This window comes from Peribacillus sp. TH16 (assembly GCF_016651095.1).
GTDB classification, from domain to species: domain Bacteria; phylum Bacillota; class Bacilli; order Bacillales; family DSM-1321; genus Peribacillus; species Peribacillus butanolivorans.
The window spans coordinates 136,231-149,124 of sequence record NZ_JAEKEM010000011.1; the positions used below are offsets into that span (position 1 = coordinate 136,231).

Consider the following 12,894-nt stretch of genomic DNA (forward strand, 5'->3'; position numbering starts at 1 on the left):
AGTTATGGAGTAGCGGGAATAAAAATGATATTTTTGCTTTATTTTCGAAGGATATAGTATATTTTTCAAATAAATTGGTATAGACATCTATATATTTTCTATGCTAGTATAATCCAAAGAAAAGTTATTATATTGACAAAATGAAAACGCTTTATACGTCTTGTCGTTCTGCTGAATCAAAAGAAGTTAGGAACAAGGGAGATGAGTTCGATGTTAAATTTTTTACAAAAGATTGGGAAAGCTTTGATGTTACCGATCGCTGTTTTGCCTGCAGCGGCTTTATTGCTTCGCCTAGGTCAACCGGATTTACTTGATATTGCATTTATAGCTGCCGCAGGAAAAGCGATTTTTGATAATCTTGCCATACTGTTCGCTTTAGGTATAGCGATAGGATTATCTAAAGACGGAAGCGGTGCAGCGGCATTAGCTGGTCTTGTTGGTTACTTTGTTTTAACGAATGGTACACAAGCAATTAATAAAGATATCGACATGGCTGTTTTAGGTGGGATTATATCAGGTATAGTTGCTGCCTTCCTATATAATAGATACTCTGAAATAAGACTCCCTGAATGGCTTGGATTCTTTTCAGGGAAACGATTTGTTCCGATTATTACATCGTTAGCGATGATAATACTGGCAGGAATATTTGGCTTTGTATGGCCGCCAATTCAAGATGTAATCAATAACGTTGGAGACTGGATTACAGGTGCAGGAGCTTTAGGTGCTGGTGTATTTGGCGTATTGAATCGCTTATTGCTTCCAGTAGGTTTGCATCACGTCTTGAATAGTATGGTATGGTTTGTTTTTGGTGAATACAATGGAGCAACTGGTGATATAAACCGTTTCTTCGCAGGTGATCCAACTGCTGGGCCATTTATGACAGGATTTTTCCCTATCATGATGTTCGGTTTACCAGCAGCAGCATTAGCGATGATTGCAGCTGCTAAGAAAGAGAAACGTAAATTAGTAACGGGGATGCTGGTTGGTTTAGCTTTCACTTCTTTCTTAACAGGAATCACTGAACCAATTGAATTTTTGTTTATGTTCATTGCTCCAGTATTATATGTAATACATGCAATTTTAACTGGGATCTCATTAGCTCTCGCTGTTCTATTGGATATCCATCATGGTTTTGGATTCTCGGCAGGAGCCATTGATTATTTCTTGAACTTTGGAATTGCTCAAAAACCACTATGGTTAATACCGATTGGATTAGTTTACGCTGCAATTTACTTTGTGATTTTCTATTTTGTTATAAAAATTATGGATTTAAAAACACCTGGTCGTGAAGATGATGAGGAAGAAGCAGAAGAAGATACTGTTGTGAAAACAGGGGATAAATATGCCGATATGGGGTCACTTTTCATTCAAGACCTTGGCGGTAAAGAAAATATTAAAGTTATAGATAATTGTGCAACACGGTTACGTTTAGAGGTTGGCAATTCAGATAATGTGAATGAAGTAGCATTAAAAAGACATGGTGCACGTGGCGTGATGAAGTTAAATAAATCAAGTGTTCAGGTCATTGTTGGAACAAATGTAGAATTTGTTGCCAATGCGATGAAACAACTTGTAAAGAATGATGCTCATCCAAGCCAAGTTAAAACAAAACCATCAGCACAAGTAATGGCTGAAACAGTAGAAGAAAACCAAGCTTTAGATGTAAATGATTTTGTTCTTCCGTTAGAAGGTAATGTTTTGCCGTTAGACCAGGTTCCTGATCAAGTGTTTGCTATGAAAATGATGGGTGACGGCTTCGCTATTGAGCCGGTAAATGGGACACTCGTATCACCAATTGATGGGGAAGTGTTCAGTATCTTCCCAACAAAGCATGCATTGGGATTGAAAATGAATAATGGTCTTGAAATTCTGATCCATGTTGGTTTAGATACAGTTAAATTAAATGGAGAAGGCTTTACATCTCTTGTACAAGAAGGTCAAAAGATAACAAAAGGAACGCCTCTTTTGGAAGTTGACCTAGATTTCATACAAAGAAATGCTCCGTCTACTGTTACTCCTATCATATTCACTAACTTACCTGAAGGAACGGCAGTGAAATTACAGAAGACAGGGTTCCAGAAACAAAATACAGCAGACATCATTCGGTTGGAAAAACTTTAAATAACAGTAAAAAAGAAGGCGTCCAATAGGACGCCTTCTTTTAAATTAAACCAAAACCAGTTCCTGAGGTGAAGCATCAACAATATTTTGAACTTCCGTCCCTTCAAGCGTTTCTTTTTTCAGTAGCTCTTCGACCAGCTCTTCATACTGCGGGCGATTTGAATCGAGCAATTTTTCCGTTTCCTGAATCGCTTTTGTGAACAGTTCCTGCATCTTTTGTTCTTTCTCGCCTTTATTAAATGTTAGGGTAAATCCATCTTGAAGCATTCCGGTATCGACCATTTGCTCAAGCAGATGTTTCGCCTGTTGTACGTCGCCGCCTACACCGATGCTGTGTTCCCCTAAATACATTCTTTCTGCAACGCCACCTGCTAAAATCATTTTGACTTGATCAAGTAATTCACTTGCTGTAGATAAATGAAGTTCTTTCGGAATCGGTGCTACATATCCAAGAGCTTCACCACGCGGTATGATGGTAGCTTTTCGAACAGAGCCCGGTTTGGTTAGGGCTGCAATCAAAGCATGTCCACTTTCATGGATGGCCACGCGGCGTTTAGTATCTACATCATTCAAGGTACGTGATGTGGCACCGAGAATTGTACGGTCAATGGCATAATCGAGATCTTGTTTGCGAATCATTTCCTGTTCATTTCTGAGAGCATGACGGGAAGCAGTATCAAATAAAGACCTTAAATCTGCTCCGGAGAAACCTGATGTGCTTTCAGCCAGTTCATCCAAGGAAGCAAGTACATCTGTTGCGAGTCGCTTTCCTTTAGTATGGATAGCGATGATCTCTTTTCTTCCCTGTGTATCTGGAAGTGGTACTTGAAAGGAGAAATCAATTCTACCAGGGCGAAGAAATGCCTCATCGAGCATATCTTTCCGGTTTGTTGCGGCAATAAATAAAATGCCTTCATTTGGATGACCTCCATCCAATTGGACAAGCAGTTCAGTCAGCGTTTTTTCGCCTTCTTCTCCGCCATGAGCTTTCCGTTTACCCGCTAATGCGTCTACTTCGTCAATGAAAATGACAGCTGGTGATTGCTTACGTGCATTTTGAAAAAGACTACGGACACGGGCTGCTCCAACACCGACAAACATTTCGTTGAAGGCCGAACCGCTTGTTGAGAAGAAGTTGGCACCCAATTCTTTTGCAATTGCCTGTGCAAGAAGCGTTTTCCCAGTTCCTGGTGGGCCGTATAATAAAATGCCTTGAGGAGGCTTAATTCCAATTTTAGCTGAACGTTCTGGTTCTTTTAGAGTAGTTAGGGTTTGCAGGATTTCTTGTTTGATTTCGGTTTGCAAACCGCCTACATCCTCCAAAGTTATCTCGGGCAAATCTCTAGGAGCAGAAATGCTTTGTTTCTTGCTGCCAATAAGTAATCCACCTTTTGACCTTTTCTGTATAATAACAATGGTTGTGACTAATGCTGCCATCAATCCACCTAAAATCCATAATGCTGACTTATTAGTTGATGAAAATGAATATTGAACATTATAAGTTTCGACTAGTTTATTGATCATTTGACTATTGGGGGGAATATTAGAAACATATTCTCCATCTGGTGTAGTGATGTGAAGGGTACCGTTTCGTTTCTCTTCTATTGAGACAAGGGCCCCATTTTGAGCTTTAATTGTCTTTTCAACAGAAGAAAAGGGAATAACCATTTCCTTTGATTGAGTTACAACATACCAACTAATTCCACCTATTATCACAATGAAAGCCGTTAAGAACGGCAGCAACTTCGAGACAAATTTAGAATTCGAGTTCAAATTTTCATCTCCTTTAAGGATATATATTCAGTATAGAATTTTTAAACGTGTATTCTATAGGTCTTTAGTCCTTAAAATTTAGGTAAATAATGTAAAGGAACGAAATTCCAATAACTTAGGGATGAGTACTATTCTATTTTCAACCTGCATATTAGACTTTTTAAAAATGAAATGCTAAAGTGAAATGGTCTAAGTCATGAAAAAATAAAAAGGTAGAAGAGTGTGAAGTTCTATGAGTAAATTTATAAAAGACTATTTGATTACAATGAAGGATATCGTCAGAGAAGGAGATCCAATTCTGCGTCAGGTAACGGATGAAGTTAGCCTGCCGATTTCAGATGAAGATCGTGAAACGCTGGAGTGCATGATGCAATATTTGAAAAATAGCCAAGACCCAAAACTTCAAAAGAAATACAATTTACGTGAAGGTGTTGGTTTGTCGGCAAATCAGATTGGCTTGAATAAACGCATGTTTGTTATGTATTTTCCGGATGAAAAAGGGAAGCTGTTTGAATATGCCCTTGTGAACCCGAAAATAATCAGCCATTCAGCTACGATGATTTATTTACCGCAAAGTGAAGGCTGTCTTTCTGTTGACCGTGATATAAAAGGCTATGTACCTCGTTATGAACGCGTTAAAATTAAAGCATTGGATAGCAAAGGTGAGACAATCGAGATGCGGCTGAAGGGCTTTGCTGCTATCGTGTTTCAACATGAGCTAGATCATTTAAACGGGATGATGTTTTATGACCGTATCAATATCGAGAACCCTTTCAAGCTTCCAGAAAATGTAGAAGTGAAAAGCTTGTAATACCAAAGAGGCAAAGCGCCAATGCTTTGCCTTTTTACATGTTTAAGATTGTCTTCCTGCCATATGCTTCTGTAAATCACTGAATATGGCCATACTCATTTGTTGGTATCCTTTGGAGGTGAGGTGGATGCCATCATCGCTAATTAAGTGGTTCAAGTCGCCAGCGGATTTAATGTAGGAACGCACATCAATCAGTGGCACCTTAAGTTCTTCAGCGAGGTTTTTCAATTGGCGGTTATACATTCCATGCCAATGTTCAATTCCGCCGACTTGGGACACAAAATGCCCGATTGAAGGCCCGAACCTTTCAGCGATAGATCGGTAATACCTAGCTGGATCTAATGGTGGGAGGGTCAAAAGAAAAGGTGTGACATGCTTGTCCTGAACCTGTTTAACAAGATGAGTAATATTTTCTAGGTACCGTTCGATGGGAACAATTGGCTCATGATCACCTTCTGGATTTTTGGCGACTTCATCCCAATGGAAGTTACAGTCGTTTCCACCAACCTCTATTAATACGATATCAGGATTTTCTGACATGACATCTTTATCGATCCGGCTAACTAGCAGGTCGGAGTTGTCATTGAAAACCCCTTTATTCAATACTTCAACGAATGGCAACGATTCTGTAAGCTTAGCTAAAGAGTTCGGATAATTGTCTTTAATAATGCGAAGCCGACCTTTAACATAAGAAATACCTCTGGTTAAACTATCCCCAAAACATACAATCTTCAAATTTCTCACCTCGGTATGTGACTGTGTTACTTATTATTTTAGTAGTAGAATAGTTTTTCAGCAAACTTTACTTTCTATTCATATAGAAGAGAGGTATTTTATTGAAATAGTACCCGCTTTTCCTTAATAAAAACTTTAAAAAGCGCTGAAAGCCCAGCGCTTTTTTAGTCATTGTAACGATTCCTCTTTTGGAGGCGTTTCTACTCTTGTTTTTCCCATAAAGAAAACTGTGATTGCAGCAAGACCGATTGGGATGAGGGCCAAAGTGAATATTAAGGAAATGGAATCAGACATTGCATGAACAATTTTATCTAGGATAAAGTCCGGAATCTGTGCACGTGCATCTGATTGGAAGAGCTGACGAGGGTCCTCCATTAGTACAGATGTGTCCGGTCCTCCCTGCATCCCTTTAAATGCGTCTGTCATTTTACTTGTGAATACATTATTCTGTATCGCTCCATAGATCGTAACACCGAGTGTCATCCCAAAAGAACGTAGGAATGAGTTTGTAGAGTTGGCCGATCCGCGAAATCTCGGTTCCAAATTATGAATCGAAGCAATAGGCAAAAGAGAGAACGAAAAGCCCATGCCGAAGCCAGTAAGAATCATGTAAAGTGTTAGTAAAGTTCTGCTGGTATCAGGGGTAATTGTCCCTAACAGAAGCATTCCTGCAAAATAGCAGACGACAGAAATTGTCATCAAGTTGCGGAAGCTGGTCTTTGTATTGAATATCCCACCAATTGCACTACCAACGACGGAACCAAGCATCATGGGAGTAAGAATTAACCCGGCATTTGTTGCAGATCCCCCGTAAACAGCTTGGACGAAAATTGGTATATAGACAGTTAAAATAATAAATGTACCGCCATATAGGATGGCTAAGATTTGAGAGGTTGCAAACAACCGTCTTTTAAATAACCATAATGAAATGATAGGATCTTTTGCTCTTTTTTCGAAAAAGAAAAAAGAAATGAAGAAAACTAAAAAGCTTGCAAACAGACCTATGATAGGAAATGAATCCCAACCATACTCTCCGCCCAGTTCGAGGGCAAACATTAAGCTAATAACGGCAATAACGAGTGTTGCTGCCCCACCCCAATCAATTTTTTGTTCTTGGGTATTGGCTGACTCTTTGTAATATCGCATGATGAAAAATAAAGAAATGATTCCGATTGGAACATTGACATAGAAAATCCAGTTCCAGCTAGAATACTCTGTAATATAAGCACCTAAAAGCGGGCCCAATACGCTTGAAGCTCCAAATACTGCTCCGAAAAGCCCAGTTAATTTTCCGCGTTTCTCAGGTGGGAAAATATCGAATATGATTGTAAAAGCAATTGGCATTAAAGCGCCGCCGCCAATCCCTTGGATTGCCCGAAAAATACTTAACTGGACTATGCTTTGAGCCATACCACATAATGCAGAGCCGATTAGAAAGACTACGAGGCCAAAAATAAAAAACCTCTTCCGTCCATACATGTCGGAAAGCTTACCGAAAATTGGCATGCTTGCCATTGTGGCGACCATATAAGCGGATGTCACCCAGACAAACTTATCGAAACCGCCTAAATCTGAAACGATCGTTCCCATGGCAGTCGCAACAATCGTATTATCCATTGCTGACATCAAGATACCTAATAATAAACCGGCAACAATGAATTTTTGGTTTTTTTGTTCTTTCATTTATTTTCCTCCTTAGTGCGTACTAATATTTCATAATTTTATTTACATAAATGAATGATAACCATTAAGATAAAATAAAATCATTTATCTTGATTTTCAAGATAAATTTAAGTGTAAGAGGGGTGGTATTTTATGTCAAGCGATAATATGGTGAATGCAGATATGTTAGAGAAGTTAACGCATAGTCTGAAAAAATATGGAATGAGATCGGTTTTATTTCAACAAAACATGGCCCAAAAAATAGGAGTTACCCATACGGACTTAAAGACTGCTGAGATCTTGAATGAAACAGGACCGATAACCGCCGGTGAACTATCGAAAATTACGGGGTTGAGCACGGGCTCTGTAACGGCGCTAATCGATCGTCTTGAAAAATCTTGCTATGTAAAAAGGGAACGAGATCAATTGGATGGAAGGCGGGTAATGATTGTCCCAATGCCCGCAAGACAAGAACAGATCAAATCGCATTATCAATCACTCTCTACGGCTACCAAAAATCTATGTTCCACTTATAATGAGCAAGAGCTTACATTTATCCTTCAATTTGTGGAGGATATCTCAGAAATTATGGACAAGGAAAATGACAAGTTAATGAGTGAACGGGAAGGGTGGCTGAAATAAAGGCTACCCTTTTTACTTTTAGAGATATGAGGAGAGTGAAATAGGCGTTTTTTCCTTTTTAATGAGAAAGAAAAACGCTAGGGGTATAACAAATTCTTCCACAACATATGAAAAATGTCTCGTTTTCAACAAAATTTATATTGATAATGATTTTCATTGTCTGCTAATATGAATCTAGAATTCATTTAAAAGGGAGATTCATATATGAAGAAAACAAAGGCATCATTAGCAGTCTTACTATCTACTAGCCTACTATTTGGCTGCTCACAGGAAAAGGAAGAAGTAAAGCCGGCAGACAAGAATGCCAAAGAAACGAGTGCAAGTGCGAGTGCTTTAGATGATGTATCTAGCGAATATCGGGAATATGCGATTGGTGAAATAGAGGAGTTTGTAAAAGCGACTGAAGAGTTTACGACAGCTGTAACGTCTGGTGATATTGAAAAAGCGAAGGAAGTATACGCACCGGCCCGTATGCATTATGAGAGAGCTGAACCAATTGCAGAAGTATTTGGCGATCTTGATCCCAAAATTGATGCGCGTAAAGGGGACGTTAAAGATGAAGAGTGGGGCGGTTACCACCGGATTGAAATGGGTTTATGGGAAGAAAACACAACAAAAGGTTATGAAGAGTATGCAAATCAATTGATGAGTGATGTCAATTTGCTTCGTGCCAAAGTTGAAACTGTTGAGGTCACACCGGATTTATTAATCACAGGTGCGGTTGATTTATTAAATGAAGTTTCTACCAGTAAGGTAACTGGAGAAGAGGATCGATACTCTCATACAGATTTATATGACTTTGTTGCAAATGTAGAAGGTGCCGAAAAAATCTACGAACTTCTTACACCAGCTCTTAAAGAAAAAGACGAAAAGCTTGTAACGGAAATCCAACAACGTTTTGACGATGTATACAGCTTGCTTGAGAAGCATAAAGAAGGTGATGGCTATACCTCTTATACGGATTTAAAAGAATCTGAGGTTAAAGAGCTAAGCCAAGCCATTGATGCATTAGCTGAACCACTTTCGCAAATAGGGATTGTAACGGAGGAATCATAATTGAAAGAGAAAATGCCGAATGACGAAACCTCGCTTTTTACTAAAAAAGTAAGTCGTCGCAATATGTTGAAAACAGCAGGAGTTGGTGGGGTCGGAGTCGTGATAGGAGCCTCTGGATTTGGTGGGCTTTTGAATCTATCTGATTCGAAGGCAAATGGACAAACTAATGATATTGTTCCATTTTATGGGGCCAATCAAGCGGGCATTACTACTGAAGCTCAGGATAACCTTTATTTTGCAGCACTGGAAGTTACGACAGATAATAAATCCGACTTAATCCAGCTATTTAAGGACTGGACAGAAGCAGCGGCTCAGATGACAGAGGGAAAATTGGTAGGTGAAGCTTCTCTAAATGCTAGTATGCCTCCAAAAGATACTGGGGAAGCAAAAGAATTGTCACCCTCTAATTTGACGATTACTTTTGGAGTGGGTCCTACCCTATTTACGAAGAATGGTAAAGATCGGTTTGGTTTGAAATCGAAAAAGCCTGCTGAATTAAAGGATCTGCCCAAATTCCCTTTAGATGCGTTAGAAGATTCTTGGAGCGGTGGAGATATTTGTATTCAAGCATGTGCAGATGATCTTCAGGTTGCTTTTCATGCCGTTAGGAACTTAGTGAGAATCGGGAGAGGGAAAACGATTATTCATTGGGCCCAAACAGGTTTCCAACGTACTAAACAAGCCGATTCTCAAAAAACGACACCGCGTAACTTATTCGGGTTTAAGGACGGAACTGCCAATCCGGATACGAAGAAAAGTAGTGAAATGAATGATCATGTTTGGGTAAAGGCTGGGGATGGTCCAGACTGGCTTGTTGGCGGCAGTTATATGGTTGTACGCCGAATTCAGATGTACATTGAAGTATGGGACCGTACTATATTGAAAGAGCAGGAAAATACATTTGGCCGTCACCGTGACAGTGGAGCTCCATTAGGGATGAAGAATGAATTTGATAGTGTTGATTTAGAAGCTAAAGATAAAAATGGAAATCGGATTATTCCAGAAGATTCGCATATGAGTCTATCCAGGGGGGACGGAAAAGCAAAGATTCTGCGGCGTCCTTATTCATATGCGGATGGAATGGATCCCAAAACAGGAAGCTTGAACGCTGGCCTTCTGTTCATTTGTTATCAACGCAACCCAAGTAAACAATTTGTTCCTATACAGGAACGCCTTGCGAAAAATGATAAGCTGAATGAATATATCATTCACCGAGGTAGTGCTGTATTTGCTTGTTTGCCAGGTGTGAAAAAGGGTGGCTATATCGGAGAATCCCTTTTTAGGTAATTGAATTTTAAAAGATAGACGAGAAAATCGCCAGCATGGATGCGTATCCGGGTTGGCGATTTTAGTTCATAAATAAGGAGGGTACCAGTATGACTGTTTCTAAATGGAAAAGTGGGATATTGGTTTTAATAGTCAGTCTTTTATTTATTTCATCTGCAGTACGAGTTGTTTCGGCAGGTGAAAATCATGATCAGCTTTTTGTCTATATTGGCGATAGTTTAATGAAGACAAAATCCGGCGACCTTGACGCAGTTTCGGATAATATAGCTTTATTTGAAAAAGATTGGAAAATGATAAAAACGGACAGTGAAGTTGCGAAGAAAGTTGATAAGCAACTATTGGCTGTAAAAAGTGCTGTGAAGAACGAAGCAGACGCTGATGAAATTAAAAAGCAATTATCGGCTTTATCAAGTACTCTAATTACATATGATACAGAGGAAAACCCAGTAGATAAGACGGTCTATAAAGACCGGTTACAAGCGTTAATCCCATTAATAGATAAGTTGGATGCAACAATAGCTGAAGGTGACTTTGTTCAAGCTAAGAGTCAATATACAAACCTACGGAATCATTGGATTGACGCAGAGGTTGTTGTTCGGGAGGCAAGTGTTGCTTCATACGGTAAGATTGAAACGTATATGGCCTTTGTGCGGATAGCCATTACCCAGGACCCACCTGATTCGGAAAAAGCCAAAACGAATCTTTCTGAATTAAAAGGTTTACTGGAGGATTTTCTTGCTGGTAAGGTTAAAGAAGAAGACCAGAAGGTGACTTATTCACTTGGAGATGTTACACAACTCTTACAAGGAAGCATAACCGATATTGAAAAAAATGATGTCGATTCAGCAATTGATCAGTTGAATGAAATTTTAACAATTTGGCCTAATGTCGAAGGGGAAGTTTCAACAAGAGACAGCAAGTTGTACAGTGATATGGAAACAAAAGTTCCGACCGCAATCAGCTTGTTACAATCGAAAAAGATAAAAGCAGAGGAAGCGAAGGATATCGTTTCGGATTTAAACACCCGGTTGCTACCCTTGATTGATGATACGAGTTATACAACATGGGATGCTGCTTTGATTCTTTTACGGGAGGGGCTAGAAGCACTCTTGATTGTAGCGACATTATTGTCTTTTCTAAAGAAAATTGGACAAGCGGACAAACAAAAATGGATTTGGACAGGGGTAGGTGCTGGATTAGCCGCGAGTACCATCTTTGCGGTCATCATCAATATTGTTTTCTCTCAAATTACAGCTGCGTCAAGCCGTGAGTACATTGAGGGAATCACAGGGATAGTGGCAGTATTGATGATGTTGACAATTGGCCTTTGGCTCCATAGTAAATCGAATATCCATGCATGGAACCGTTATATTGGCAAGCGAATGGACCAAGCTATTGCTACAGGTAGTATCGTCTCGTTTGCTTTAATTAGCTTTTTATCCATTTTCCGTGAAGGTGCGGAGACAATTATCTTTTATGCAGGTATGGCGCCTTATATGGAATTGAAGCAGCTATTAAGCGGGATTGTAATTGCCTTCCTCATATTAGTAGTGATTGGTTTTATCATGCTACGTTACAGCGTGAAACTACCGATTACCCTATTCTTTAAAGCAGCAACGATACTCATCTATGTTTTGGCATTTAAGATTCTTGGGGTCTCTATTCATTCACTTCAAGTTTCACAAGTTCTGCAGACACATACGATTACTTCCTTCCCGTTTGTAGAATGGATAGGACTTTATCCGACAGTAGAAACGTTACTGCCGCAAGCTGTATTAATTCTGTTGATCTTACTGGCTACCTATTGGGTTAAAAAAAATAATTCTGTACATGCATCTGAATAAAAAAAGGGACTGACGAATGTCAGTCCTATTTTGTAGTATCTAGCGCAGAGATCGGCGATAGGAATATTGTTTCCATTGATAGAGGATAAAGCAACCAATGCAGAATCCAAGGATGGCTATGAAAGAAGCAAGCCCGACCATCACCGTAAAAATATATCCTGAAACGGTCCAACCAAGCAGGAAAGAAATTAATCCAAGTCCCAAGCAAACGACTGCAATAACTTGGTTGAATTGCTGTTGTGAATGATCTTCCGGAATATAATCAGAAGGCCGCTTTTTCAAGAAGAGCTTTGCAAGCCGCATAATCGGATTGAAATTAAAGATAAGCCCTAAAAGTCCTGCTGTAAACGGAACCGCTAATATCCATATTTGACCGGTTAGTAAGGCAGTCACCACACTTGAAAATATGACCCATTGATTCGTGCGTACTAAGGGACGGGGAATAGAACGAATTTCACTCGTCATTTAAATACCAACCTTCCTGATGAGTTTTATTATATTTTATCTTTATTATGGCTACTTGTTAAGTGGGAATGATAAAAAAGTCTATAAAATCAAAACTCAACCTCCTTATTTATAATAATTTTAATTTAGTATTGATTATTATTATTAAATCGGTATAATATAATATATAACAATTAGTTAAAGTAGGAGGACGGTATAATGGTAACAAAAGTTTGTCAAACATGCGGTACACCAATAAAAAAACTAAAGCATTCTTCGATATGCCAATGCGGTCCTAAAATATTGAGCAATCAATTTCCAGCTAAAACAAAAAAATAAACGGCATAAAATAGAATGGTAAATTAAACCGGTTATTGGAAATAATCGGTTTTTTGTTTACTTGTGGAGTGTAAAGATGTGTAACTAAAAAAAATATCTTTTTATCCAATATTAAATATTTTAATTTTGAGTAAAAATAATGTACGATTAGAGAATAGAATTTAATGTCAGGGTGGAACA

General features: G+C 38.9%; 10 protein-coding genes. 6 read left to right on the forward strand and 4 right to left on the reverse strand.

Annotated features, from left to right (window positions below; genetic code table 11):
- Window positions 1–210 precede the first annotated feature (210 nt).
- Window positions 211–2,121: an N-acetylglucosamine-specific PTS transporter subunit IIBC gene (gene nagE / locus JFV29_RS29305; RefSeq protein ID WP_201188283.1), complete on the forward strand. Its 1,911-nt coding sequence runs from the start codon at window positions 211–213 to the stop codon at window positions 2,119–2,121.
- Between the two features lie 45 nt (window positions 2,122–2,166).
- Here nagE and JFV29_RS29310 read toward each other — a convergent pair whose 3' ends face one another.
- Window positions 2,167–3,894, reverse strand: coding sequence for an AAA family ATPase (locus JFV29_RS29310; RefSeq protein ID WP_201188285.1), 1,728 nt, complete (start codon window positions 3,892–3,894; stop codon window positions 2,167–2,169).
- 232 nt (window positions 3,895–4,126) lie between these two features.
- Between JFV29_RS29310 and def the strand changes: the two genes are divergently transcribed.
- A complete protein-coding gene (gene def / locus JFV29_RS29315) occupies window positions 4,127–4,705 on the forward strand; it encodes a peptide deformylase (RefSeq protein ID WP_201188287.1) in 579 nt (192 codons plus the stop codon).
- 42 nt (window positions 4,706–4,747) lie between these two features.
- On the opposite strand, the gene JFV29_RS29320 is transcribed toward def, so the two are convergent.
- Window positions 4,748–5,440: an SGNH/GDSL hydrolase family protein gene (locus JFV29_RS29320; RefSeq protein ID WP_201188289.1), complete on the reverse strand. Its 693-nt coding sequence runs from the start codon at window positions 5,438–5,440 to the stop codon at window positions 4,748–4,750.
- A gap of 168 nt (window positions 5,441–5,608) precedes the next feature.
- Window positions 5,609–7,123 carry an MDR family MFS transporter gene (locus tag JFV29_RS29325; RefSeq protein WP_053348259.1) on the reverse strand — a complete coding sequence of 505 codons (1,515 nt, stop codon included), beginning with the start codon at window positions 7,121–7,123 and terminating at the stop codon, window positions 5,609–5,611.
- 132 nt (window positions 7,124–7,255) lie between these two features.
- Here JFV29_RS29325 and JFV29_RS29330 point away from each other — a divergent pair, with 132 nt between their 5' ends.
- From JFV29_RS29330 to JFV29_RS29345, 4 genes are all read left to right on the forward strand, one after another.
- Complete coding sequence (locus JFV29_RS29330; protein WP_201188291.1) at window positions 7,256–7,744, forward strand: MarR family winged helix-turn-helix transcriptional regulator; 489 nt, start codon at window positions 7,256–7,258, stop codon at window positions 7,742–7,744.
- A 204-nt stretch (window positions 7,745–7,948) separates the two neighbouring features.
- Window positions 7,949–8,800 carry an iron uptake system protein EfeO gene (gene efeO, locus JFV29_RS29335; protein WP_201188293.1) on the forward strand — a complete coding sequence of 284 codons (852 nt, stop codon included), beginning with the start codon at window positions 7,949–7,951 and terminating at the stop codon, window positions 8,798–8,800.
- A complete protein-coding gene (gene efeB / locus JFV29_RS29340; RefSeq protein WP_397329060.1) occupies window positions 8,801–10,087 on the forward strand; it encodes an iron uptake transporter deferrochelatase/peroxidase subunit in 1,287 nt (428 codons plus the stop codon).
- Between the two features lie 89 nt (window positions 10,088–10,176).
- Complete coding sequence (locus JFV29_RS29345; protein ID WP_201188295.1) at window positions 10,177–11,931, forward strand: FTR1 family protein; 1,755 nt, start codon at window positions 10,177–10,179, stop codon at window positions 11,929–11,931.
- Between the two features lie 39 nt (window positions 11,932–11,970).
- Here JFV29_RS29345 and JFV29_RS29350 read toward each other — a convergent pair whose 3' ends face one another.
- Window positions 11,971–12,396: a DUF4395 domain-containing protein gene (locus JFV29_RS29350; protein WP_201188297.1), complete on the reverse strand. Its 426-nt coding sequence runs from the start codon at window positions 12,394–12,396 to the stop codon at window positions 11,971–11,973.
- Between the last annotated feature and the right edge of the window lie 498 nt (window positions 12,397–12,894).